Source organism: Asticcacaulis sp. W401b, from assembly GCF_046503825.1.
Lineage (GTDB): Bacteria > Pseudomonadota > Alphaproteobacteria > Caulobacterales > Caulobacteraceae > Asticcacaulis.
This window is the reverse complement of sequence record NZ_JBKFEE010000008.1, coordinates 48,058-73,331: the sequence shown is the minus strand read 5'-3', so window position 1 is coordinate 73,331 and position 25,274 is coordinate 48,058. Positions and strand designations below refer to the sequence as shown.

At 61.7% G+C, this 25,274-nt stretch carries 21 protein-coding genes; 12 read left to right on the top strand and 9 right to left on the bottom strand.

The features are described from left to right. Positions 1–71 precede the first annotated feature (71 nt). Together ptsP and ACK8OE_RS15460 are read right to left on the bottom strand one after the other, a co-directional pair. The gene (gene ptsP / locus ACK8OE_RS15465) at positions 72–2,351 is read right to left on the bottom strand and encodes a phosphoenolpyruvate--protein phosphotransferase (protein WP_126424100.1); all 2,280 of its coding nucleotides are present in this window, start codon (positions 2,349–2,351) and stop codon (positions 72–74) included. A 190-nt stretch (positions 2,352–2,541) separates the two neighbouring features. After that, entirely contained in the window at positions 2,542–3,798 is a 1,257-nt protein-coding gene (locus tag ACK8OE_RS15460; RefSeq protein WP_410273278.1) for an aspartate kinase, read from the bottom strand. A 207-nt stretch (positions 3,799–4,005) separates the two neighbouring features. On the opposite strand from ACK8OE_RS15460, the gene ubiG reads away from it, so the two are divergent. From ubiG to hisS, 4 genes are all read left to right on the top strand, one after another. After that, entirely contained in the window at positions 4,006–4,764 is a 759-nt protein-coding gene (gene ubiG, locus ACK8OE_RS15455) for a bifunctional 2-polyprenyl-6-hydroxyphenol methylase/3-demethylubiquinol 3-O-methyltransferase UbiG (protein WP_410273277.1), read from the top strand. 141 nt (positions 4,765–4,905) lie between these two features. Continuing rightward, the gene (prmC, locus tag ACK8OE_RS15450) at positions 4,906–5,775 is read left to right on the top strand and encodes a peptide chain release factor N(5)-glutamine methyltransferase (protein WP_410273276.1); all 870 of its coding nucleotides are present in this window, start codon (positions 4,906–4,908) and stop codon (positions 5,773–5,775) included. A gap of 374 nt (positions 5,776–6,149) precedes the next feature. Continuing rightward, positions 6,150–7,088: a DUF4167 domain-containing protein gene (locus tag ACK8OE_RS15445; protein ID WP_410273275.1), complete on the top strand. Its 939-nt coding sequence runs from the start codon at positions 6,150–6,152 to the stop codon at positions 7,086–7,088. Between the two features lie 108 nt (positions 7,089–7,196). Then, entirely contained in the window at positions 7,197–8,696 is a 1,500-nt protein-coding gene (gene hisS / locus ACK8OE_RS15440; protein ID WP_410273274.1) for a histidine--tRNA ligase, read from the top strand. A 326-nt stretch (positions 8,697–9,022) separates the two neighbouring features. On the opposite strand, the gene ACK8OE_RS15435 is transcribed toward hisS, so the two are convergent. After that, on the bottom strand, positions 9,023–9,631 hold the full coding sequence (locus ACK8OE_RS15435; protein ID WP_410273273.1) for a TetR/AcrR family transcriptional regulator: 609 nt from the start codon (positions 9,629–9,631) through the stop codon (positions 9,023–9,025). Between the two features lie 285 nt (positions 9,632–9,916). On the opposite strand from ACK8OE_RS15435, the gene ACK8OE_RS15430 reads away from it, so the two are divergent. Beyond that, positions 9,917–10,153 carry a hypothetical protein gene (locus ACK8OE_RS15430; protein ID WP_126424093.1) on the top strand — a complete coding sequence of 79 codons (237 nt, stop codon included), beginning with the start codon at positions 9,917–9,919 and terminating at the stop codon, positions 10,151–10,153. 66 nt (positions 10,154–10,219) lie between these two features. Here ACK8OE_RS15430 and ACK8OE_RS15425 read toward each other — a convergent pair whose 3' ends face one another. Beyond that, positions 10,220–12,349, bottom strand: a complete 2,130-nt coding sequence (locus ACK8OE_RS15425; RefSeq protein ID WP_410273272.1) for a M13 family metallopeptidase — start codon at positions 12,347–12,349, stop codon at positions 10,220–10,222. A 184-nt stretch (positions 12,350–12,533) separates the two neighbouring features. Here ACK8OE_RS15425 and ACK8OE_RS15420 point away from each other — a divergent pair, with 184 nt between their 5' ends. Further along, a complete protein-coding gene (locus ACK8OE_RS15420) occupies positions 12,534–14,360 on the top strand; it encodes a cation:proton antiporter (RefSeq protein ID WP_410273271.1) in 1,827 nt (608 codons plus the stop codon). Between the two features lie 61 nt (positions 14,361–14,421). Here the strand turns inward: ACK8OE_RS15420 and ACK8OE_RS15415 are convergent, their stop codons facing one another. The 3 genes from ACK8OE_RS15415 to ACK8OE_RS15405 form a co-directional block, all read right to left on the bottom strand. Continuing rightward, a complete protein-coding gene (locus ACK8OE_RS15415) occupies positions 14,422–14,565 on the bottom strand; it encodes a hypothetical protein (protein ID WP_410273270.1) in 144 nt (47 codons plus the stop codon). Further along, positions 14,546–15,304 carry a prephenate dehydrogenase/arogenate dehydrogenase family protein gene (locus tag ACK8OE_RS15410; protein ID WP_410273269.1) on the bottom strand — a complete coding sequence of 253 codons (759 nt, stop codon included), beginning with the start codon at positions 15,302–15,304 and terminating at the stop codon, positions 14,546–14,548. Before ACK8OE_RS15410 ends, ACK8OE_RS15415 begins: the two co-directional genes overlap by 20 nt. A gap of 257 nt (positions 15,305–15,561) precedes the next feature. Beyond that, the gene (locus ACK8OE_RS15405; RefSeq protein WP_410273268.1) at positions 15,562–16,284 is read right to left on the bottom strand and encodes a hypothetical protein; all 723 of its coding nucleotides are present in this window, start codon (positions 16,282–16,284) and stop codon (positions 15,562–15,564) included. A 312-nt stretch (positions 16,285–16,596) separates the two neighbouring features. On the opposite strand from ACK8OE_RS15405, the gene ACK8OE_RS15400 reads away from it, so the two are divergent. Together ACK8OE_RS15400 and ACK8OE_RS15395 are read left to right on the top strand one after the other, a co-directional pair. Beyond that, entirely contained in the window at positions 16,597–17,361 is a 765-nt protein-coding gene (locus ACK8OE_RS15400; protein WP_410273267.1) for an EF-hand domain-containing protein, read from the top strand. Positions 17,362–17,571: 210 nt separating this feature from the next. After that, entirely contained in the window at positions 17,572–18,303 is a 732-nt protein-coding gene (locus ACK8OE_RS15395) for a CVNH domain-containing protein (protein ID WP_410273266.1), read from the top strand. Positions 18,304–18,341: 38 nt separating this feature from the next. Here ACK8OE_RS15395 and ACK8OE_RS15390 read toward each other — a convergent pair whose 3' ends face one another. Together ACK8OE_RS15390 and ACK8OE_RS15385 are read right to left on the bottom strand one after the other, a co-directional pair. Further along, complete coding sequence (locus ACK8OE_RS15390; protein WP_410273265.1) at positions 18,342–18,737, bottom strand: DUF805 domain-containing protein; 396 nt, start codon at positions 18,735–18,737, stop codon at positions 18,342–18,344. Positions 18,738–18,925: 188 nt separating this feature from the next. Further along, positions 18,926–20,137: a nitrate/nitrite transporter gene (locus ACK8OE_RS15385; protein WP_410273264.1), complete on the bottom strand. Its 1,212-nt coding sequence runs from the start codon at positions 20,135–20,137 to the stop codon at positions 18,926–18,928. Between the two features lie 305 nt (positions 20,138–20,442). On the opposite strand from ACK8OE_RS15385, the gene ACK8OE_RS15380 reads away from it, so the two are divergent. The 4 genes from ACK8OE_RS15380 to nirD all read left to right on the top strand — a co-directional run bounded on the left by ACK8OE_RS15380 (position 20,443) and on the right by nirD (position 25,249). After that, a complete protein-coding gene (locus ACK8OE_RS15380) occupies positions 20,443–21,036 on the top strand; it encodes an ANTAR domain-containing response regulator (RefSeq protein WP_013480066.1) in 594 nt (197 codons plus the stop codon). Further along, on the top strand, positions 21,030–22,175 hold the full coding sequence (locus ACK8OE_RS15375; protein WP_410273263.1) for an ABC transporter substrate-binding protein: 1,146 nt from the start codon (positions 21,030–21,032) through the stop codon (positions 22,173–22,175). The genes ACK8OE_RS15380 and ACK8OE_RS15375 overlap by 7 nt, the downstream gene beginning before the upstream one ends. A gap of 243 nt (positions 22,176–22,418) precedes the next feature. Further along, positions 22,419–24,905 (top strand): nitrite reductase large subunit NirB, encoded by a 2,487-nt coding sequence (nirB, locus tag ACK8OE_RS15370; RefSeq protein WP_410273262.1) that lies wholly within the window; start codon positions 22,419–22,421, stop codon positions 24,903–24,905. Continuing rightward, positions 24,902–25,249, top strand: a complete 348-nt coding sequence (gene nirD / locus ACK8OE_RS15365; RefSeq protein WP_410273261.1) for a nitrite reductase small subunit NirD — start codon at positions 24,902–24,904, stop codon at positions 25,247–25,249. The genes nirB and nirD overlap by 4 nt, the downstream gene beginning before the upstream one ends. The last annotated feature ends 25 nt before the right edge of the window (positions 25,250–25,274 follow it).

The following is a 25,274-nucleotide window of genomic DNA, read 5'->3' as shown; positions in this document are numbered from 1 at the left end:
CGCCTTTATACGACCGAAAGCGACGTCCTGTTTGAAAATTTTATCCTTTTTCCGCGCTTATCCGGAAGGGCTTACAGATTCACATTCAGCTTGCGCGCCAGCGCCAGCACTTCGGAACGCAGCGAACCGTAGGAGGAGCCCATCAGCTTGCGGATAGCCTTCGAGGCCTGTTCGCGGTCAAGCGACAGGATCATGCGCTTGACCTGACCAATGCCGGCGGGCGGCATGGACAGGCGGTTGAAGCCCAGCGCGATCAGCACAAAGGCCTCCAGCGGCTTGCCTGCGATTTCGCCGCAGACGGAAACCGGCGTACCCGAATCTTCGGCGGCTTTCTGAATCGTCGAAAGGGCGCGAAGCATGGGGGGCGACAGCACGTCATAGCGGTCCGACATGCGCGGATTGGTGCGGTCGGCGGCAAACAGGTACTGCGTCAGGTCATTGGTCCCGACGCTGGCGAAATCGACCATCGGCAGCAGGGCGTCGAGGTGGAACAAAAGCGACGGGCATTCGATCATCACACCGACGCGCAGCACCTGCGGCAGCGGTCGGCCGCGGCGGCGCGCCCACTGACATTCGATATCGACCAGTTCGCGCGCCTGACGGAACTCATCGACCGAGGCCACCATCGGGAACATGATGCGTAGCTCACGCCCCTTGGCGGCGGTAAGCAGGGCGCGCACCTGCATACGCAGCAGGGCCGGGCGGTCCAGCCCCATGCGGATGGCGCGCCAGCCCAGCGCCGGGTTTTCCTCGCGCTCGGTCTCCATATAGGGCAGGATCTTGTCACCACCCAGGTCAAGCGTGCGGAAGATGACCGGCTTGTCGCCCGCCGCGTCCATCACCCGTTCATAAAGCTCGGTCTGACGCTTCAGGCGCGGCAGGTCTTCGGAGACCATGAACTGAAACTCGGTGCGGAACAGGCCGATGCCCTCGGCGCCCGTCTCGTGCATGATTTCGAGATCGAACTCCAGACCGGCATTCATCAGAAGCGCCACGCGGTGGCCGTCGCGCGTCACCGCATCGACGTCTTTCAGCTTTTCGAACTCGGCCCGGCGGGCGGCCCGCATGTCCATGCGCGCCACGGCGGCCCCCAGAATATCGGGGCGGGGGCGTAAGTAGGCTTCGCCGGTTTCACCATCGACGACCACCTGATCGCCCTGATTGACCTTATCGCGCAGGCGTTCCAGCCGCCCGACGCAGGGGATTTGCAGGGCGCGGGCGACGATGGCGGCATGGTTGGCGGCCGAGCCTTCTTCGAGCAGAATGCCTTTCAGCTTCTTGCGGTCGTATTCCAGCAGGTCCGCGGGCCCCAGATCACGCGCCACCAGAATGGCATTGTCGGGGATTTCGCGGGCGACCGTGTTGCGGCCTGCCAGCACGCGCAATAGCCGGTTGCCGAGGTCTTCGAGGTCGTGCAGACGCTCACGCATATAGGCGTCACGGGCATTGTTGAGCTTGGCGCGCTGTTCATTGCGCACACGCTCCACCGCCGCCTCAGCGGTCAGGCCGGAGCGCACGGCTTCGACCAGATTGCGCGTCCAGCCGCGGTCGTGGGCAAACATGCGATAGGTTTCGAGCACATCGAAGGTCGGTCCGGCCAGACCGTGCTGACCTTCGAACATCTGGTCAATCTGGTCGCGCAGATCACCAATAGCGGTCAGAAGTCGCGCCTCTTCGGCTATCGCGTCGTCCGACAGCAGGTGGTCGGGCGTCACCGGCACCTCGTGCAGGATCACGGTGCCGATGGCGATGCCGTCAGCAAAGCTCGACCCTTTCAGGCGCTCCGGCCGCTGCGGCGCGATTTCGATGTCTTTCAGCTCATCGTCGCTGACCAGGTCACCGGCCACCATTTCGGCCAGCACCATGGCGATGATCTGAAGGTCCTCGACCTCATCCTCGCCATAGGTGCGCATGGCCATGTTCTGCACGACCAGCACGCCGATGGTCCGCCCGCCCCGCAGCAGCGGCACGCCGAGGAAGGAGTTATAGGGGTCTTCGCCCGTTTCCGGACGGTAGGCAAAGCTGGGGTGTGACGGCGCGTCGTTGAGGTTCAACGGCTGCCCCGACCGGGCGACCTCACCGACCAGACCTTCCGACAGGCGCAGCCGCGTATTGTGTACGGCTTCGCGGTTGAGGCCTTCGGTGGCGAACAGTTCCAGTTCTTCGGAGGTGCGGCGCAGATAGATGGAGCAGACTTCGGCGATCATCGAACGGGCGATGATTTCCACCACGCGGTCCAGACGCGCCTGAGCCGAGGAGCCATCGGCCATGACTTCGCGAATCTGCCGCAGCAGACCGCGCTGACCGCGTGCACCCTGAACCAGACTTGGACTCAACGCTCGGCTCCCCATACAACCGTTTGCCGTTTTCTCCATAATGGGAAACGTTTTCGCGGCTGTCTACAGAGGCTTGCCCCCTGAGACAAGTCACGAAGACTTTATGCGGTCACATCGCCGAAACAAATCGGCACAAACCCACAGAGCCCAAAGAAAAAGGCCGCGCACTCAAAGCACGCGGCCTTTTACCGTATTTGAACAGTGTTTACTGCCCGATCTTGTCCAGATCGTAGGCCGCATGAAGGGCGCGCACGGCCAGTTCGGTATAGGCTTCGTCGATCAGGACCGAGATCTTGATTTCCGAGGTCGAGATGACCTGAATATTGATGCCTTTTTCCGACAGGGCGCGGAACATGGTTTCGGCGACACCCGTGTGCGAGCGCATCCCGACGCCGACGATCGACACCTTGGCGACGTTTTCATCGACCTTGATGGCGTCGAAGCCGATTTCGGCCTTGGCGGCTTCCATGATGTCGGCGGCGGCCTGAGCGTCGCGGCGGCCGACGGTGAACAACTGGTTGGCGTATTCACCGGAGCGCTTTTCCGACTGCACGATCATATCGACATTGATATTGGCCGCGGCCAGTTTCGAGAACACCGCCGCCGAAACGCCGACCTTGTTCGGCAGGCCCAAAAGGGTGATCTTGGCTTCATCACGGCTGAAGGCCACGCCGGAAACAATATGCTTTTCCACGATTTCGTCCTCGTCGCACACGATGGTGCCCTGATCAATGTTTTCGCCCGGCTCCACGAAGGAAGACAGGACGCGCACCGGCACGCGCTGCCCCATGGCCAGTTCGACCGAGCGGGTTTGCAGCACCTTGGCCCCCAGCGACGCCATTTCCAGCATTTCCTCGAAGGAAATCTTCTTCAGGCGGCGGGCCTTGGATTCGACGCGCGGGTCGGTGGTATAGACGCCATCGACGTCGGTATAGATGTCGCAGCGGATGGCCTTGACCGCCGCCGCCACGGCGACCGCTGAGGTGTCCGAACCGCCGCGGCCCAGCGTGGTGATGCGGCCGGACTCGGTGACGCCCTGAAAGCCCGGCACGACGACGATCTGTCCGGCATCGAGCGCGGTTTCCAGCCTGGCCGGCGGGATGTCGAGGATGCGCGCCTTGCCATGCACGTCCGAGGTGAGGATCGGCACCTGCCAGCCCATCATCGAAATGGCGTCATAGCCCATATTGCGCAGTGTCATGGCCAGAAGACCAGCGGTAACCTGTTCGCCGGAGGCCACGACCACATCATATTCGTCGTCGCCTTCCATGGCGCGGCCCGTGGCCTTACCTGCGCCATCGGTCCAGGCGACCAGTTCATTGGTCTTGCCCGACATGGCCGACACAACGACCGCGACGCGGTGACCGGCATCGTATTCAGCGGCCACCAGCCGGGCCGCCCTGCGGATGCGTTCGAGGTCGGCCATCGACGTGCCGCCGAACTTCATCACGAGACGAGTCATTAATCCGTCTTTCTCTTTCAAGCGAGTGTGTACAAAATGCGCGCCCGCTTTACTGCCCGTGCGCGCCCCTGTGAAGCTTTTTTGCGAAAAAAGCGCATACGGACGCGGCTTTTTGCGCTATTCCCCTGCCAGAAGTGGCTGTTTTCGGAGCGTGACATGGCCAGAGCGGCAAAAAATCAAGCAAAATCAGTTGCAAATGAGACGGAATTGACCGCTGACGCCCCTGCCGGGCCGAGCATAGATGCCGAAGATGTGGCGCGGTTTTCGGCTCTGGCGGCCAAATGGTGGGACCCCAAAGGTGAGTTCGCCCCCCTGCACAAGTTCAATCCCAACCGCGTGCGCTTTATCCGCGACACCTGTGTCGATCACTTCCTGCGCGATCCGCGCGCGGTGGCGCCTTTTGGCGATTTGCGCCTGATCGACATTGGCTGTGGGGGCGGCCTGTTGTCCGAACCGATGAAGCGCATGGGCTTTGACGTTACCGGCATCGACGCCTCGGAAAAAAATATCGGCACGGCGAAGGCTCATGCGGCCGAGGTCGGGGTCGATATCCGCTATCTGGCCCAGACGGTCGAGCAGGTGGTCGCCTCCAAAGAGCCCGGTTTTGACGTGGTGCTGACCATGGAGGTCATCGAGCACGTCAATGACCCGGAAAGCTTCCTCAAGACCTGCGCCTCTCTGGTCAAGCCGGGCGGACTATTGTTCATTGCCACGCTGAACCGCACGCTGAAGGCCCACGCACTGGGCATTGTGGCGGCGGAATACGTATTACAGTGGGTGCCGAAGGGCACGCACGACTGGAACAAGTTTCTTAAGCCCGAAGAGATCGAAGGCTTCCTTGAAGGGACCGGCCTGACGCCCGACCCAGCGGTGGGGGTCAGCTACAATCCCTTCACGGCGACCTGGGCCCTTTCAAACGATACCGCCGTCAACTATATGATCGTCGCCCGGCGGGATTTGCTGTAGTTCCGTCGGTTTTCCCTCCCCCTCTCCCTGAGGGAGAGGATGGCGCGGTACGCGCCGGGTGAGGGGGATAACCTCGCACCCTCATTTCTGAACGCCCCCCTCACCCCAACCCTCTCCCTCAGGGAGAGGGGGAGGCTCTATATGACCGATACTGACCTGACTCTTGTTTCCGCCTGGAAGGGTGCCCAGACCCGCCTGAAGGCCGCCCATATCGACTCGCCGGCCATCGACGCCCGGTTGCTGCTGGAGGCGGCGACCGGCTATACGCGCACCGACATCCTGACCGATCCGTACAAGCTGCTGACGGCGGAGCAGAAGGCGACGCTCGACGACTATCTGAGCCGTCGTGAAAAGCGCGTACCGGTGGCGCGTATTCTGGGCCGCAAGGGCTTCTGGAAGCTACTGCTCGACCTGACGCCCGCCGTGCTGGTGCCGCGTCCGGAGACCGAGTGCATCGTCGATATGATCCTCAAGACGACGGAGGAGGGGCAGGCCTTTACGCTGGCCGATCTTGGCGTCGGGTCAGGGGCCATCCTGCTGTCGGTCCTGTCTGAGCGTCCGGCGGCCAGGGGCCTTGGCACCGATGTATCCGAAGAGGCTTTGGCCGTGGCGCGCGACAATGCCGCCAATCTCGGCCTCGACGGGCGCGCGGCCTTCCTGCGCACCTCGTGGGGCGCGGGCCTCGCGGATGCCAGCTTCGATTTCGTTGCCTCCAACCCGCCCTATATCCGCAGCGACGTCATCCCGACGCTTGACCCCGAAGTGCGCGACCACGACCCGCATCTGGCGCTGGATGGCGGCGAATCGGGCCTTGATGCCTATGTCGAGATGATCCCGGAAGCCTTCCGCATCCTTAAGGCCGGCGGCACGGCGTGGATGGAAATTGGCTATGATCAGTCGGCCGCGGTCGAAGACCTGATGAAAAAAGCGGGCTTTTTCAACGTGGTGACCTTTAAAGACCTGTCTGACCTGCCGCGCATCGTAGTGGGCCAAAAGCTCTCCCTGCAATAGACAGACCGTTGAAAACCGTCCGTTTCTGAAAATTTCTCTTGGAAACGGGCGGTTTTGGCGCTAACACTGCAAAGTCTCCTGCCATTGTGGACGGATTACCGGACGGCTTTTGCCGCTTCCGAGATCATGCACAGTCGAAAACGCTGTGCCCATAGGCGGAAACCTGAGCGCCTGCGTAGGGGGGCAAAGCCCGGTGCAGGCCACAGCGTGAACCCCTGAAAACGGCACACACCAACACGCAAACCCGGCACTTCATCTAAGGCCCTGCGGCATATGGCAAACAGGGCCTGCGGCACATAAACAGATTCGCCCCGCGCCTCATTCCAGCGGGGCCTTGCCCTAAACGGTTACATCGCATGAAAGATTTTCGGGGTATGAAACGGCAACGCAGCCGTAATCGCAAGCCCTCTGGTAATCAGAACAACCCCAATCGCGCCTACGAATCGAACGGGCCGGACGGGGCGAAGGTGCGCGGCAACGCGCAGACCATCTACGAAAAGTATCAGCAACTGGCCCGCGACGCCAATTCGTCGGGCGACCGCGTGCTGGCCGAAAACTACCTCCAGCACGCCGAACACTATTTCCGCCTGATCCGTCAGATGCAGCCGCAGCGTCCGGTTTCGGAATTCCTGCAACGCGACCCGTTCTCGACGGGCTTCGACTTCGATGAGGACCTCGATACCGAGGTCGAGACGACCGAAACCGAGGGCGAAACCGCTGAGTCCGAGGGCGGCGAGGGCGATCAGCCGCGTTATGACAACCGCCGCGACAGAGACCGTGACCGCAATCGCGACCGCGACCGTGACCGTGACAGAGATCGGGGCGAGCGCAATGACCGCGGTGACCGCGACCGCAATGGCGGCGACCGGGATCGCGCCTACGCCGAGCGTGGCGAAAATGGTGACGACCGCCCGCGTCGCGAAAGCCGCCGTGAACGCTATGAGCGCCGCCGTCAGCAGCGCCTGAGCGAGCAGGAGGTGTCCGTAACCTCCGGTCCGATCGCTTCGACCGAACCGCTCAACGGCGGATCTGCGCCGGCCGAAGTGGCGGGCTTTGACGTGGTCACCCCGCAAGCGGCCCCGATCGCCCCTGCGCCCGAAGCGCCTGTGGCCGAGGCTCAGCCGGAAGCCCGTGGCCGTGGCCGTCGCCGTGCGGTCGAAAGCGACGCCGCTGCCGACACCAGCCACCTGCCGGCCTTCCTGCGCGCCCCCGTGCCGGTGGCCGCCGCCGAGGCGCCCGAAGCGGTAGCGGAAGAGGGCGAAGCGCCCAAGCGTCGCACCCGCCGCAAGAAGTCGGAAGAGGCCGAGGCGTAACCCACCTCGTCACGTCTCAGGATTAAAGGCGCTCCGGACCTTCCGGGGCGCTTTTTCGTAACGCACTCCTCCCTTGTCTCTGCCGCCTGTTTGCTTTAATCGCGCAGCATGACCGAAAACGCCCCCAATCCCGCTGAATTTACCGAATTTCGTCCTGAAGCGCGCGCGCCGCGCGGCTTTGCCGACAAGCGCGCCTCACAGATCGCGGTCGAACGCCGCCTGATCGCCAAGGTCTCGGAAGTCTATGAGTCCTTTGGCTTCGAAGCGCTGCAAACCTCGGCCTTTGAATATGCCGATGCGCTGGGCAAGTTCCTGCCCGACGCCGACCGTCCCAATGTCGGCGTCTTCTCGTTGCAGGACGACGATGATCAGTGGATGGCGCTGCGCTACGACCACACGGCACCGCTGGCCCGCTTTGCGGCGCAGAACTGGGACAGCCTGCCCAAGCCCTTCCGCCGTTATGCCTTCGGGCCGGTGTGGCGCAATGAAAAGCCGGGTCCGGGCCGTCTGCGCGAATTCATGCAGTGCGATGCCGATACGGTGGGCACCGACCGCCCGGAAGCCGATGCGGAAATCATCGCTTTGGCCGTGGCCGGGTTCCGCGCCAATAATCTGCCGACCGTGCTTAAGATCAATAACCGCAAGCTGCTCAATGGCCTGCTGAGCGCGCTGGGGGCCGACTCTCCGGCGCAGCAGATGGGCGTGCTGCGTGCCATCGACAAGCTGGACCGTCTGGGTCTCGAAGGCGTCGAGCTGCTGCTGGGCGGTGGGCGCAAGGACGAGTCGGGCGACTTCACCAAGGGCGCGGGTCTGAGCGATAAGGCCATTGCGGCCGTGCTGGGCTTTGTGGCCGCGGGCCGCGACAGTGCGGGCGGTCAGGCCGAACGCGGGGCGGTGCTCGAAAAGCTGGCGGCGGTGTTGGCGGATTCGCCGGAAGGGCAGGCGGGTCTTGAGGACTTGTCGCGCATTTCGACGGCGCTGGCCGGGCTGGGTGTCTCAGAGGCCGAGGCCATTTTCGATCCCTCGATCGTGCGCGGGCTGGAATACTATACCGGGCCGGTGTTCGAGGCCGAACTGTTGATGGAAACGCGAGACGAGAAGGGCAGCCTCGTGCGCTTCGGCTCGGTCGGGGGCGGCGGGCGCTATGACGATCTTGTGGCGCGCTTCACCGGTGAGCGTGTCCCGGCGACCGGCTTCTCGTTCGGCGTGTCGCGTCTGGCGGCGGCTCTGGCTTTGGCCGAAGAGGGCGCGATCCAGCCCGTGCGTGGGCCCATTGTCATCATCGCCTTCTCCGAATCGGACATGGGTGAGTATTTCCGACTGGCGGCGGACATCCGCGCGGCGGGTCTGGCGGTCGAAGTTTACCTCGGTCGTTCGGGCATGAAGGCGCAGATGAAGTACGCCGACCGCCGTTTATCTCCGGCCGTCGTCATGCTGGGTGGCGATGAGCTGGCAAATAATACCGTCACGATCAAGGATCTGGATCAGGGGCGGCTTTTGGCCACACAAATCACGGATAACAAAGAATGGCGCGAAGCGCGTCCGGGTCAGGTAACATTGCCCCGCGCTGAGGCAATTAAACATCTGAAATCCATAGTGAATTCGTAAATAAATTTACGCAACGGCAATCCGTGTCAACGCTGTCAAAAAACGTTAACCCTTCTTAGGGTTTTTGACACAACTGCGTTAGTTAAAATTATTTTTGACACCGCGTAATAAAAGCGTTGACATGGCCCTCAAAAAACTGTTTTCTCCCTCTCAAGAGAACGGAACTTCGCCAGAGAGATGAAGTCAGTTCCCGGCGTTTCGGGGAGGAAACGCCTGCTTAACAAGGAAAGAGGCCCGGCATTGCTTATCCCCCATGCCGGGCCTCTTTTCGTTTGTTGTTTCCAGAGCTGGCGAAGCGCCAGTTTTGACGCCGATGTCAATTTCCCTTATTTCAGGGCCTTGCACGCGGCGCGTACCAGCCAGCGGATTTGCTGGGCCAGCGCCTCTTGCGGCACGGCGATCAATCGCTCCTCCAACCCGACAAACACAATGCCGTGCACCGCAGAAAACAGGGTGCGCGCCACCAGTATGCGTTCGGCCTCAGACGCCGCGGGCATAAGCGCGGTCATCGGCGCGTTCATATGACGAAAGAGCCCCAGTTGCGCCTGAATATTCCATTCGGGCAGGGCGGGATCTTTCAACCGCATTTCAAACAGGGCGCGCCACAGCTGAAGATTCTGCCGCGCAAAGTCGTAATAGGCTAGGGCAATGCCTTCCAGCACCTCAACGGGCCGTTCGGCCGTGGCTGAGGCCGCGCCGGCCTCCAGCGCTGCATCCAGCCTGACCATGGTGCGTTGCGCCAGCCGCAGCATCAGGTCGTCCATATCGGCGACGATATTATAAAGCCCCCCCAGCGCCACGCCGATGTCTGCCGCCAGTTCGCGTGCCTTGAGCGCGCCCACGCCGTTTTCGCAGATGCGTTTTTCAGCGGATTGCATCAGCGCTTCGAACTGAGCTTCGCGGCGGCGGGTCGTAGCGGTGGGGGCGTTGGACATTCTACTCGGAACCTGAAGATAAAAAAAGTTGAACATCGTTCATTTTAATATTGAACAATGTTCAAATCTATGCGACAACACAATTGTGAACGGCGTTCATAGCACATCATGTCCCCACGCGAAAGCGCTGTTCATGGATCGGATCGGAATACTCCGGGGGCGGAGTTCCGCTCCGGAGGGGAAAGGGCGGGGCCGGTGTCCCCCGGTTCCGCCCATACCTCATCAGATTTCTACCCCACGCGCGGGTCGTTCAGGGCGCGGTTTGGCTAAAATAGGGTGTTCGTCATGGTTCGTTTTAAATCGTCTTCGCGCACAATGATGGTACTGGGTGGTGCGCTGGCCTTTGCGCCGCTGGTTATGATCTACATTGTGCTGGGTCAGTTGCAGGGCGGCGTTTCTTACGCCAATGAGATGGCCGGTCACTTCACCCGCTACGCCCATCAGGCGGAAATCGGCGGCTTCCTGCTGGCCGTCGGGGCCGTGCTTCGCATCGCGGGCATTTGCTTTCCCAATAAGGACTAATACCCAACACGAAAAAGCCCCCCAGCGCAAACCGGGGGGCTTTCAGATCGGGCTGAGCGATGCGGCTTACCAGATGCGGACGCGGTCTTCCGGCTTCAGGTAATACTTGCCGCTGGTGACTCCGAAGGCCTTGTACCAATCGTCAATATTACGCATCGGGCCGATGACGCGGAATTCGGCCGGCGAGTGCGGATCGGACACCACCTGCTGACGGATGGCGTCTTCGCGGTACTTGGAGGCCCAGACGCCGGCAAAGCCGAAGAAGACGCGCTGATCGCCGGTGAAGCCGTCCAGCACCGGGCCGCCGTCCGGATGCGACAGGCGATAGGCGGTCAAGCCCATCAGCACGCCACCCAGGTCAGCGATGTTTTCGCCCATGGTCAGGCCGCCCTGCACCTTGGCACCCGGAACGGGCTCATAGGTGTCGTACTGCGCGCCGAAGACCTTGGCCTTGGCGTCGAACTTGGCCGCGTCTTCGGCGGTCCACCAGTCGCGTAAGTAGCCGTCGCCGTCCGACTTGCGGCCCTGATCGTCGAAGCCGTGGGTGATTTCGTGACCGATCACGCCGCCGATGGCGCCGTAATTGACCGCTGCATCGGCCTTCGGATCGAAGAAGGGCGGTTGCAGGATGGCGGCCGGGAAGACGATTTCGTTACGGGTTGACGAATAGTAGGCATTGACCGTCTGCGGCGTCATCCCCCATTCCAGCGGATCGACCGGCTTGTCCAGCTTGTTCAGGCTGTCGGCCCATTCGAACTCACCCGAACGCGTCACGTTGCCGAACAGGTCTCCGGCCTTGATCTCCAGCGCCGAATAGTCCTTCCACTTGTCCGGATAGCCGATCTTGACGCCGAACTTGCCGAGCTTTTCGTGCGCCTTGGCCTTGGTTTCGGCGCTCATCCAGTCGAGGCCGTCGATACGCTTGCCCATCGCCGTCTTCAGGTCGCCGACCAGCTTTTCCATCATCGCCTTGGACTCAGCGGGGAAATAGCGTTCGACATAGGCCTTGCCCAGCGCTTCACCCAGAGAGCCTTCGGTCACCGAAATCGCGCGCTTCCACAGGGGACGCTGCGCCTTGGCACCGGACAGGTCGCGCGAATTGAACTCCCAGGCGCGGGTTGAGAAGCGCTCCGACAGATAGGGCGCGGCCTCATTGACCGTCTTGAAGGTCTGCCACGCCTTGATCGTTTCCAGCGGCGTGTCGGCATAGACCTTGGCGATCTTGGGGAAGGCGGTGTTCTGGGCGACGACGATCTTCTTCGCCTTGTCGAGCTTGGCCGCCTTGAAGAAGGTGGGGAAGTCAAAGCCCGGCGCGAAGGCGGCGATCTCTTTGGCCGTCATCGGGTTATAGGTCTTGTCGTCGTCGCGGCTTTCGATGCGCGTCCACGACACCTTGGCGATTTCGGTTTCAAAGGCCACGATGTCCTTGGCCGTCTTGGCCGCGTCCGGATAGCCGACCATGCGCAGCACGTCGGTCACATAGGCTTCGTAGAGCGCCTTCTTCTCCTTGAAGCTGTCTTCCAGATAGTAGTTGCGGTCCGGCAGGGTCAGGCCCGACTGGAACATGTAGAGAATGTTGATTTGCGGGTTCTTCTGGTCATCGAAGATGGCCGGGGCAAAGACGGAAGCGCCGAACTGACCCATCACACCGCCCATATAGGCGGCCATGTCGGACTTGGTTTTGATGGCGCGGATCTTGGTCAGATTGGGGGCCAGTGGCGCGATGTCGAGCGCGTTGCGCGTTTTGACGTCCATCATCGAGTTATAGAGGTCGGCGATCTTCTTGTCGTCGCCGGTCAGGCCGGGCTTGGTCGCCAGTTCGTCGATGATCGCCTTCAGACGGTTGTCCGACAGGTTACGCAGCGCCGCGAAGGCCCCGTAAGAGGTGCGGTCGGACGGGATGACAATGGCGTCGATGGCCTTGCCATTGGCGTGGCGGAAGAAGTTGTCACCCGGATTGACCGAGGTATCCATGCCCTTCACGTCAAAACCCCAGGTGCCAAACGTCTGGGCGACAGTCGAGTCGGAACCCGTATCACCGCCGGTCAGGGTGTCCGCTTTCAGGCCCAGCGAATCGAGAGAGGAGAGGCTTTGCAGGAAGCAGTGATCGTCGAGGCAGGTACGATCTTCGGCCTGCGCCGCTGCCGTGAAGAGGCTGAGCGAAAGGGCCGTGGTCAGCAGGATAGTTTTACGCATGGTGTTTCCGGGACTAGAGGATGCGGTTGCGGTTTTTGGTTGGCAGATGGGTTCATTTGCAACGAGGCGGTAAGATGGCGCATTTTTTGCCGCGCGTCTCATAAATTTTCTTTCATAATCGCGTGGCATGGGTCACCTTGACCGACAAGGGAAATCGGTTGTTTTGAGATGAGGGAAAATCGCCTTGGTGACGAATCTTCTGCCTGAAGGCAGCGCGCAGCAGGTTGCGCACGCCGGCACGTCATCGTCGGGGATCGCCTTTCTGATAGCCGCGGCGGTGTTCGTACCCTTCTTCCTGCGTTTTCGCGTGTCGCCGGTTCTGGGCTTTCTGCTGGTTGGTGCGCTTCTGGGGCCGTTCGGTCTGGGGCGGCTTGAAGACCTGGTGCCCTTTCTGTCGGTCTTCACGATTTCGCAGACGCAGGACGTGCATCAGCTGGCGGAGCTGGGCGTTGTCTTCCTGCTGTTCTCCATCGGGCTGGAACTGACCTGGGAGCGTCTGAAGGCGCTGCGTCGCATGGTGTTTGGTCTGGGCGTGCTTCAGATTGTTCTCAGTGCGGCCGTCCTGACCGGACTGTTCCTGCTGATCGGGCGCAGCCTCGGCGGGGCGGTGGCCGTCGGTATGGGGCTGGCCCTGTCGTCCACGGCCATGGTCATGCCGGTGCTGGCCGAACGCAAACGCCTCAATTCGCCGACCGGGCGCAGCGTCTTTGCCGTCTTGCTGGCGCAGGATCTGGCCGTCGCGCCCATACTGATCACCGTGGTGGTGCTGGCGTCGGGCGGCAGTTCCTTCGGCATCAGCGGGCTTTTGACCCTCATCCCGGCGGTGGTGGCGATGGCGCTGCTGGTCATCGGCGGGCGCCTTCTGATGCGGCCACTGTTCCGTTCGGCAGCCATGGCCAAGAGCGCGGAACTGTTTATGGCCGCCTGTTTCCTCGTCGTGCTGGTCTCCGGGCAACTGGCTGTGTGGGCGGGCTTAAGCATGGGACTAGGCGCCTTTATCGCCGGGGTGCTGCTGGCCGAAACCGAGTATCGCCGCGAAATCGAAATGATGGTGGAACCGTTCAAGGGCCTGCTGCTGGGCCTGTTCTTCGTGACGGTGGGGGCGCGTCTCGACTTTGCGGCGGTGATGTCGGAGCCCGTGCTGGTGCTGGGCCTGACGCTCGGCCTGATCCTGCTGAAGGTGGCCGTTGTGGCCCCTCTGGCGCGCGGCTTTGGCCTGAGCTGGCGCGGGGCGGTAGAGGCGGCGCTGGTGCTGGCGCCTGCCGGGGAATTTGCCTTCGTGATTATTGATGAGGCCGTGGGTCGCAAGCTGGTGCCGGTTGGTTTTGGTCACGCGGTGATCGTCTCGGCCATTGTCAGCATGTTCCTGGTGCCGCTGCTGGCCGGGATCGGGGCGCGCTTCAACCGCAAGACCGCCGCGGCGGAGGTGGCGACCAGCGTCGCCCCGGCGCACGTCTCCGAACAGGTCGATGTGCTGGTGGTGGGTTATGGCCGTGTGGGTGAGCTTGTGGCCGACATGCTGCGCCGTCACGACATCTCATTCGCCGTAATCGACGCCAATGCGCGGGTGGCGTCACGGGCGCGTAAGGACGGGGTCGAAGCCTGGTACGGCGACGCCTCGCACCCGGACATGCTGCACCGTATGGGCATAGACAATGTGCGCGCCGTGGTGGTCACGGTGTCAAATGCGGCCTTTACCGACTCCGTGGTCACCGCCGTGCGTCAGGTGCGTCAGGATGTCGGCCTGATCGCCCGTGCGCGTGACGCCAACCACGCCGAAAAACTCTACGGACTGGGCGTGACCGACGCCGTGCCGGAAACCATCGAGGCCTCGTTGCAACTGGCGGAAAATACGCTGGTAGATCTGGGCGTACCGATGGGGCTGGTGCTGGCCTCGGTGCACGAAAAGCGCGATGAATTCCGTCAGGACCTGCTCAAATACGCCCCCGACGGCCGTGTCCCGCGCATCCTGCGCACCACCAAACGCAGTATCAGGGCGGTAGAGGGGTAGAGTGTTTGCCACGAAAAAACGAAACGAAGTGCTTCATTTTCGTGCTTTTCGTGGCTAATAATCAATCCGCCTGACGGTGCGCTTCCAACCGCTCACGCAGGCTGTCGATCTCGGCAAAGAAGCGCTTGCGGATTTGGGACGCGAACGGCCAAAGCCGTCGCTTGGCGACGGCGGAAAAGCCGGAATTAATCCGTTTCGCGTCCATGAGCTTCCAGTCGTTCACGCAGGCTGTCGATCTCGGCAAAGAAGCGCTTGCGGATTTCGGACGCGAACGGATTATCGCGTTCGATCGACATAAACAGCTCGTCGGAATCGCCCTGCACCAGACCGACCCCCTGCATCATCAGGTCGTAGGAGCGCGTGGTGTGCACACGCGGCAGGGGCTCAAGGCCGCTTAAGACCTTGGCGATCATGTGCGTCAGGCCCTGCACCGCAGCCAGAGCGCGATCGTGGATTTCCGGCGTGGCGATCGAGACCTTCAGGTCCAGCGTCTTTTCCAGAAAACGCACAATCGGGTTCAGGTGCCGCACGCGCACCGGGCAGACGACGATTTCCATATCGTGGATGCCGTAGCGCGCCGATTGCGGCCCGAACAAAGGGTGGGTGCACAGGATCGACACCTGCGGCGGCAGCACTTCCTGAAGCCAGGCCGCAGGCTTGACCTTGACCGAACCTACGTCGATGACCAGACCGTTGAGGGGGACGTGCGGCGCGATCTTTGCCGCCAGGTCCTTCAGCGTGCGGATGGGCGTGGCAAGGATGACCACCTGACAGGCCGCCGCTTCTTCGAGCGACACCAGCGAGACATTGTGACGTTTGGCGTAGGCTTTCGCCTCAGGCGAAGGGTCGCAGGCCAGAATGTCGAAATAGGGCGCCAGATGACGCACGATCAGCCGCCCGAAGGCCCCCAGCCCGAACAATCCGAGTTTATGAACCTGTTTCACTGTCTGCGCCGCTTTTAGTTCTGGTCTTTTGAAAGGCAGGGCAGTTAGCACGTTCACGCCGACGCGGCGAGAATAAACGCGCTTTGGCGGTGTAATTAGACGGATTTTGCTGTTTTGAGGGTTTCGTGTGCAATGATTTTGCACGGGATGGCAAAAAATTGCCAGAAAGTTTCCAGTGACACAAATGAAACAGGTTGCCAATGCAACAACATGGCAACCTGTTTCAAACAATACTAAACGATTGATTTCGTTTTGTCTTACCAGCCGCCGAACAGGCCGCCTTTTTTCTTCTGTTCCTTTTCACGCTCTGTGGCGCGTTGCTCCAGCCCCTTCTGCAGCGGCGTTTTGGGCAACTCATCAAGGGTCAGCTTGCCGTCCTTATTGGCGTCGAGCAGTCGGAAGCGCTGGGACGTGGCGCGCGTCCATTCTTCAGTTGTGATGCGGTAATCGAAATTGGCATCGGCGGCGCGGATGGGCTGCGGTTCATTGATCAGACTGAACTGCGCGGCCCCCTGCACGCTCTTGACGTAACGGTTGGCGGCCGCCGTCTTGTCGCTTTCATCACTGGGGCGCGGGTTTTTGGGCTGCGCCACCAAAGGGCTGAAACCGGTGATTTCGGGGGCCAGTTCCGTTTCGTAGAAGGTGTTGTCCTGCGACGTGATAACGCCCTTGCCGTCACGGTCCACGATGGCAAAAAAGCGCAGGGCGTCGGCCAGAAACTCATCCGGGCTCAGGGCACCATCCTTATTCGTATCAGCTCCCGCAAACCATAGGGCAACGGGGTAGGGGTCTTTCAGCGGGGCTTTGAAGACTTCGCCCGACGGGCTGAAGAAGACGGCTTGTCCGACGGTGCGACCACTGGGCATTTCAGGCGGCGCTTCGCCCGTGGGCGGCGGAGCCGAGCGCGGGGGCTGCGCCATGGCCGAACCGGCGACACACGTGATCAGAAAGCCGCAAAGTAAAATTTTTTTCAGGGTCATGACTCTGGTTCCGCCGATTTGGGTCTGTTGTCGGGTCTCTATGTGATTTTTAGATGGTGTGATTATGGCGTGACTGACATGCAAGGGGAAAATTTCGTGCCTCTGCGATCCGGCGTTTTTGCCGGGCGGAAAGTTTGTCCGGATTTATGTAAGGGCTGTATTGAAGGGGCGGTCAAAAGCATTGAATAAGGCAAAATTGCGCCTAATTATGTAATATATTGAAATTGTTATTAAATAAATGCCTTGTTAATTGAGAATTGCTTCCGTTTTTGCGCTTGCCAATCCAGGTGAGTACTTGAACGGAGATGACTGATGCAGATTGGATCAATGTCGACCTCCGCCATGTCGCAAATGCACGCGAAGATGTTTTCGAAGATCGACGCAAACAGCGACGGCGGAATAACGCTGGAGGAAATGACCGCCTCCGCCAGCGAAAAGACGAAAGGCAAGGGCGGCACAGAAGACAGTGCGAAGATCTCGGAACGCTTTGCCAGTATGGACAGCAACAGCGATGGCTCGGTAAGCGAAGAGGAAGGCCTAAGTTTCTTCCAGAGCCAGATGTCGTCACAAACGATGAGCGGCATGTTGCAGGCTCAGGAAGGCGGGCAGGGTCGGCCCATGGGCCCGCCGCCAGGCGGCGCGACCGGAGGTAGCGGTGGTCAGAAACCGGCGACCTTCGACGAACTCGACACCAATCAGGACGGTTCGGTCAGTCTCGATGAAATGCTGGCCTCGTCTGAGAGCGATGAAACCGAAGATACGGAAGACACCGACGAAACCGCGCGCCTTACCGAACTGTTCTCAAAGATGGATACCGATGGCGACGGCTCGGTCACCGAGAGCGAGAAATCGACCTTTGATGAAAAGATGCGCGCCGAAGGCCCGCCGCCTCCGCCTATGGAGGCTTTTGCTCAGACCTCTGAAAGCGAAGACACCGCATCGTCGGCGACAGGTACGACCGTCGATGAGGGCACTGCGGCCAAGCTCGCCGCGCTGACGGCTCAGTGGATGCAGTCCATGGCCGCTGTGCTGGCGGAACAGGCGAAAAATCAGACGCCTGTGTCGGTTGCGGCCTAAAGCACATTCCGAAAAGTGTGCAACGGTTTTGGCTTCCCCGAACTCCGTTTCGGAATCAAATGCGCGACCAAGCAAAATGTTAGAGCGGGATTTCGATTCGACCTGAACGAAATCCGCTCTAGTCGGACGCGGGCAGGTAGAAGGCCTGCCCGTTCAGCTACGGTTCAGGAACTGAGGTGCTTGATGGGCTCACAACACGGAGAAAACCCCATGCGCCGCCTGATTTCCCTTTTCGCCCTTACCCTGATTTGCGGCCTGTCCGCCGGGGCCGCCTCGGCTCAGGACAGTTATGGTGGTGGTCGTTGGCAGGATCGTGACGATGACCGTCGCTGGGGCGGTCTGCCGTCCGGCTCTTACCGCGAAAGTTGCCGGGATATTGAACTGCGGGGAGATGTGCTGTCGGCGCGCTGCCGCGCCAAGAGCGGTTATTATAACTATACGACCCTGTCCTTGCGCGATTGCCGCGGCGGTTCTGTCGAAAACGACCGGGGCAATCTGCGCTGTGAAGGCGGCCGGTACGGCGGTGACTGGGGGGGTAATGGGGGCGGTGGTGGTGGCTGGAACGACAGCCGTCTGCCAGAGGGTAACTATTTGCAAACCTGTCGCGATATCCGGGTGGAGGGTGACCGCCTGACGGCGCGCTGCCGGATGCGCGAAGGCGGCTATAGCTATACGGATATACGCCTGCGTGAATGCCGCGGCGGGCGCGTTGAAAACCTCAATGGCACCCTGCAATGCGAAGGCGCCGGCTATAGCGGCGGGCGTCTGCCGGCCGGCAATTATCGCGATACCTGCCGCGACATCTCGCTACAGGGCGACCGGCTTACGGCACGCTGCCGCGACAAATGGGGCGATTACCGCCTGACGGCCCTGTCGTTAAGCGATTGCAATGGCGGACAGGTCGAAAACAGCAATGGCAATCTGGTTTGCCGCGGCTGGTAAAAGAAAAGAGGCCGGGCGCCGGACCCGGCCTCTCGCCTTTACTGGAAGGTTTCCGCGATTTGCGCGACGGTCGGCCCGCCGCCATACTTGTTGGGGCCCTCAGTGCCTTTCAGGCAATAGAAGACCAACAGGACAATGCCGCCGATCAGCGGCACCAGGCTGATCAGCAGCCACCAGGCGCTGCGATTGGTGTCATGCAGACGGCGAAAGCTAAGGGCAAGGCTGGGCAGGAACAGGCCCAGCGATATCAGCAATTGCAGGGTGGAAAAAATACCAAAGCTGCCGTTTGCACGTTCTGAAATGCTCAACGCGGCCGGAACCAGAATGACGATGAACTGAAACAACGCAAACCACCAGAATTCAGACCGCGTGGCGCGCCCCGAAAACGTGGCGTAGTTCTTCAGACCGCTTTTAACCGCTTCGACAAAGCCCATGTGTTGCCCCTTGTAAACAGACGCCCCTGTGACGCTAGGTAAGACTATAAGGGCAGGTGCGCGGGTGTGGAAAACCCGAAAATGTTGAACAGGTGTCGCCGGTCAGGTTCGGGCGGGCAAAGGTCCGTCAGGCATTGCGTCTGGCGGTGATCCGCCGCACCCTCAAGGATCACCGCCTGCGTCATCACCTATATCCGTACATTCTCAAGTGCGCCGCCCCAGGTGGTGCGCCAGCGGCGCTTGATGAGGCTCAGGCCGCCGAAGGCGATCAGGGCCAGCGCCGCAAAGCCAATCAAGCCCGGCTGATAGGACCCCAGAGCCTGTTTTGACAGGCCCAGACTGGTGGCCAGATAGAAGCCGCCGATGCCGCCAAACATGCCGACAAGGCCGGTCATCACGCCGATTTCGGCGCGAAAGCGCTGCGGCACCAGTTGAAATACCGCGCCATTGGCCATGCCTAGCGCCCCCATACCCACGATCAGGAACAACAGGGCGGTGAATTCGGTCGGCAGGCGGAAGCTGATGATGATGAGGGCAATCGCCGCGACCACGTACATGATCGACAGGGTGCGGATGCCGCCGATGCGGTCGGCAACGCTGCCCCCCACCGGCCGGAACAGCGAACCGGCAAAGACGCAAGCCGCGGTAAAAAAGCCGGCCTTGACCGGATCGAGGCCGTATTCAGTGTTGAAATAGATGTTGAGCGAGGAGCTGAGGCCCACAAAGCCGCCAAAAGACACGCCGTAGAACAACAGGAACCACCACGCATCCTGTTGTTTTAGGACGCCAAAATACTGATCCAGACGCTTGGGGGCGGGCGGATTGGGCGCATCCTTGGCAAACAGCATATAAAAGATAAAGGCGGCGATCAGCGGCAGGGCCGCCAGACCGAAGACCGTGCTCCAGCCAAAGGCCTTGGCCAGCGACGGCGCAAACAGCGAGGCGAACACCGTGCCGGAATTGCCCGCACCGGCAATGCCCAGAGCCACGCCCTGATACTGTGGCGGATACCAGCGCGATGCCAGGGGCAGGGCGACCGCAAACGACGCCCCGGCGACGCCCAGCACGCCGGCCAGCATCAGCACACCGGCATAGGAGTCGATTTTCAGCACAAAGGCCGCCAGCAGCCCGCCAATGACGATGGCCTGAGCGATTGCGCCCGTCGTCTTGGGGCCAATACGATCGACCATCACCCCCGCCACCAGCCGTAGCAAGGCCCCGGTCAGGATGGGCACGGCAACCATGAAGCCCTTTTGCGCCGGGGTGAGGCCCAGATCGCTGGCGATCTGCACGCCCAGAGCGCCCAGCAGCACCCAGACCATGAAGCTCATGTCGAAATAGAGAAAGGCCGAGACCAGCGTAGGCGCGTGTCCGGCTTTGAGGAAGTCTTTGGAAATCATGGATAAACCTGCGGCGTCGATCCGGGCAGTGCAAAGGCCACCGCGGCAATGGGGAGACTTTTTCGGGTGAAGACGACGGTCCGGTTCGTTCCGGAGGCTGACCGCCGTTGGCCAGTTCCCCAATCGCTGGCCAAAGGCTAAGTCACTCAGGCAGACCCTGTCAAGGTGCGATTTTGCGTTGCGGGAAAGGTCAAAATTTTTCGCTTGCGCCCGGCGGCAGGTTGGCATTAGCCGTAGGAGCAGAATCGACGCCCCGCAGCGCGGTGGGGTGTACCCGATACCCTCTCCCTGCCGGATAATTCCCCGTGAATGTGCTGATCATCGATCCCGACGACGCGCGTGCGGCCCTTGTGGCCGAGGGCTTGCGGCTGGACGACAGCCTGCATGGCGCGACCCTGCACATCTGGCCGCGCTTTGAGCTGGCCCGCCTTAGCGAGATCAACCCGGACATGGTCATCATCGCCTGCGAAAGCCCGGATCGCGATACGCTGGATGCGCTTCAGATCGCCCATGAACACGCGCCGCGCCCTGTGGCCATGTTTGTGGACCGTTCGGATGCCAATACGACGGCGCAGGCGCTGGAGGCCGGGGTGGCGGCCTATGTGGTGGACGGCTATGCACCCAATCGTGTGGCCTCCATCCTGTCGGTGGCGGCGCATCGTTTCAACCTGATGCAGACCCTGCGCCATGACCTGTCGAAGGCGCGGGCCGATCTGGCGGCGCGCAAGACCATTGACCGCGCCAAGGGGGTGCTGATGACCTCACGCGGGATCGGCGAAGAGGAGGCCTATCGCCTGATGCGCAAGCACGCCATGGACTCAGGCCGCCCCATCGCGGCCATCGCCGAGGACATCCTCGCCATTTCCGACCTGCTGAAGAAGAGGGACGACGGATGCTGAGTGTACGTATCGGTTTCAGCCCGCTCAACGACGCCGCTCTGGTCGTGCTGGCCGAAGCGCTGGGCTTTTATAGCGCGGAAGGGCTGGATGTTTCGCTCAGCCGCGAAGCCAACTGGTCGAATATTCGGGACAAGCTGTCCTACGGCCTGCTGGATGGTGCGCATGTGCTGGCGACGTTGCCGCTGGCGCGCGGGCTGGGGCTTGGGCCCGCCATCGGGCACATCATCGCGCCCATGGCGCTGGGGGCCAATGGCAATTCGGTGGTCATCTCCTCCAAGCTGAAAGAGGTGTTCGAAGGGCTGGGGGCCTCGACCCTGCTGGAGTCGGCGCGCGCCCTGCGGCTGGTGATCCAGCACCGGCGCGCCGTCAGCGAAGGCAAGGTGACCTTGGCCATTCCGTTCAACTATTCGCCGCACCATTTCGTGCTGCGCCACTGGCTGGCAGCGGGGGGGATCGACCCCGACCGGCAGGTGCAATGGGTGGTTCTGCCGCCGTCGCGCATGGCCGATCATCTGCGCGACGGCGTGATTGACGGTTTCTGCTCTGGCTCCCCCTGGCCGCAGATGGCGGAGTTGAACGGGAATGGGGTTGTGCTGTTCTCAGACCCGGCCTTCTGGACGCTGAAGCCCGAAAAGGTGCTGGCTCTGCGCGGCGTCTGGGCCGAAGAGCATCCTGAGGCGGCCGTAGCCCTGACGCGCGCCCTGTTGCGGACCGGGCAGTGGGCGACTGATCCGGCTCATGCCGACGAACTGGCCCTGATCCTCAGCCGTGAGGCCTATGTGCGCGCGCCGCTGGAGGCTATTCAGGCGGCGCTGGCTCCCGGCGGGGCGGGTTTGATTCTTGATCCGCAGACGGCGACCTTCCCGTGGATCAGCCACGCCAAATGGTTCATCGGGCAGTTTGTGCGCTGGGGCCTGACGGAGGGGAGTCACGATTTCGACGCCATTGCGCGACGGGTCTATCGCCCGGACCTGTGGCGGCAGGCGGCGGCCCCGCTCGGCCTGTCCCTGCCGTTCGAGGATGAGAAGGACGAGGGCGGGGCCGATGCACCGTGGATGTTACCGGCCGCGCCCGATCCGGTCCTGATGCCGCCCAATACCCTGTTCGACGGGGGCGTGTTCCGGGTCAGACGGCCATAGGTTTTGGCGGCTGAATCCCAATCTCGCAGGCGCAAAAATCGCCGATTGACAGGGCGCGCGTCCTGTGGCCCAATAAAACTACGGATCAAGGTCGATCCACGACATTTGCTCAGAGGTGCCAACGGCGGCGCGTTTGAGCCTTCATCGGACAAAGATGTCCCGCACTCCTGAAACGCTTTGGCGTCAAAGGAGTGCGGGATTTTTTTTGGCCCAATTCCCACGCGCTCGCATTGGAGCAACCCCATGGCCTTTCATTCTGAGCCTGTGGCCAAACCCCGGATCGTCGTCATCGGCGCGGGCATGGCCGGTGGCCGTATCGTCGAAGAGATTCTCAAACGCGATGATCGTATGTTCGACATTTCGATCATCGGTGCCGAGTCTTGCGCCACCTATGACCGCATCCAGCTCTCGCCGGTGCTGGCGGGCGAAAAGACGTTTGAACAGATCGTCACCCATTCGCAGGACTGGTACGATCTCAATGGCGTGAAGACGCACTTCGGCTGTTGGGTGCAGGGCATTGACCGCGATGCCCGGCGGGTGGTGCTGCACGACGGTCAGACGATCAGTTACGACTATCTGATCCTCGCTACCGGTTCCGACCCGATCCGCCTGCCTCTGCCCGGTGCAGATTTGTCAGGCGTCGTGGCCTTTCGCGACCTGCACGACGTCGATCTGATGCAGAAGGCGGCGGAGGCAGGCGGTGAGGCGGTGGTCATCGGCGGCGGGCTTCTGGGCCTAGAGGCCGCCTATGGTCTGGCCAAACGCGGCATGAAGGCCACGGTTATCCATCTGGTCGATGTGCTGATGGAGCGGCAACTCGATGAGGCCGCCGGGCGGTTGCTGGAAAAGGCGCTGGCCGAACGCGGTGTGTCGGCTGTGCTGAATGCGCAGTCCGAGGCCATACTGGGCGAAACCCACGTAGAAGGGTTGAAACTCAAGGACGGGCGCGTGATTCCGGCCTCGCTGCTGGTCATGGCGGTGGGTATCCGCCCGCACGTGGAACCGGCGAAGTCAGCCGGTCTGACGGTCGAGCGCGGCATCGTCGTCGATGACCAGATGCGCACCAGCGACCCCTTCATCTTTGCGGTCGGCGAATGCGTGCAGCACCGCGGGCAGTGCTACGGCCTTGTGGCGCCCATCTGGGACATGTGCCGTACGCTGGCCGATGTGCTGACCGGCAAGAACCCGCAGGCGGCCTATCTGGGCTCGGAACTGGCGACGCGGCTTAAGGTCTCCGGCGTCGATCTCTATTCGGCCGGGCAGTTCAACGGCGGCGACGGTTGCGAAGACATCGTGTTCCGTGACCCGGCGCGCGGCGTCTATAAGCGCATCGTCATCAAGAATGACCAGCTTGTGGGCGCGGTGCTGTTTGGTGAGGCGGCGGACGGCGGCTGGTATTTCGACCTGATCAAAAAGGGCGAAAGCATTGGTGAGATTCGTGACACCCTGATCTTCGGTCAGGCGGTGACGGAGGCACTGGCCGGCGTGGACCCTAACGCCGCCGTTGCGGCATGGCCCGACGACACGGAAGTGTGCGGCTGCAACGGCGTAAGCAAGGGTATGGTGGTCGCGGCCATCAGCGGCGGCGCGGACACGCTGGATAAGGTGCGCGGCTGCACCAAGGCGTCGGCGTCGTGCGGCTCGTGCACCGGCATTGTCGAACAGTTGCTGAAGGTCACTCTGGGCGATGCCTTCAAGGCGCAGACCGGCCCCAAGCCGATGTGCAAATGCACGCATCATGGCCACGCGGTCGTGCGTCAGGCGATCGTCGAGCAGGCGCTGAAGACCATCCCGGATGTCATGCAGGCGCTGAAATGGGAGACGCCGGATGGCTGTTCCTCGTGCCGCCCGGCGCTGAACTACTACCTCCTGTGTGCGTGGCCGCGTGAGTATCAGGACGATCCGCGTTCGCGCTTCGTCAATGAGCGTAACCACGCCAATATTCAGAAAGATGGCACTTATTCGGTCGTGCCGCGCATGTGGGGCGGCGTCACCTCGGCCAGGGAGCTGCGCGCCATTGCCGATGTCGTCGATAAGTTCAACCTGCCCATGGTCAAGGTGACGGGCGGGCAGCGCCTCGATATTTTCGGCGTCAAAAAAGAGGACCTGCCCGCCGTCTGGGCCGATCTCAATGCCGCCGGTATGGTCTCAGGCCACGCCTATGCCAAGGCACTGCGCACGGTGAAAACCTGTGTCGGGTCGGAATGGTGCCGCTTCGGAACACAGGACTCGACGGGGCTGGGTATTCGGCTGGAGCAGGACACCTGGGGTTCCTGGATGCCGCACAAGTTCAAGATGGCGGTCTCAGGCTGCCCGCGGAACTGCGCCGAGGCGACGATCAAGGACTTCGGCGTCATCTGCGTCGATTCCGGCTATGAACTGCACGTGGGCGGCAATGGCGGCATTCACCTGCGCGGGACGGACCTGTTGTGCAAGGTGGCGACCGAGGTCGAGGCCCGCGAATACTCGATGGCCTTTGTACAGTTCTACCGCGAAGACGCCTGGTATCTGGAGCGCACCGCGCCGTGGATCGAGCGTGTGGGCCTTGAGGCGATCAAGGCCAGACTGTTCGATGAAGAGGCCCGCAAGGCCCTGATGGCGCGCTTTCTGGAGTCACAGGCCGTGTTTCAGGTCGATCCGTGGGCGGAGCACGCCCCTCAGTCCGAACCGGCCAAGGTGTTTTCACCGCTTGCGGATCTGCGCAGCGAAAAGAAGGAGATAGCGCGATGAGCGGCGATCTGGCTTTGCAAACGCCACCGCTGACGTGGCTGGATGTCGGGGCGGCGGCGGAGGTGCCGTATCAGGGGGCCCGGCGGGTCGAGACGGACAAGGGGGCCATCGCCGTCTTTCGTACCGTGGATAATGACTATTACGCCGTGATGGACAAATGCCCGCACAAGGGCGGTCCTTTGTCCGAAGGCATCGTGCACGGTCGTCATATCGCCTGTCCGTTGCACAACTGGTCGTTCAGCCTCGAAACAGGCGAGGCCGTCGGGGCCGATGCGGGGAAGGGCTGTACGCCCACCGTGCCGCTGAAGATCGAAAACGCCCGGATCTTGCTGGGACTGCGTTAAACCCCTTTCCCTCAAGGGAGAGGGG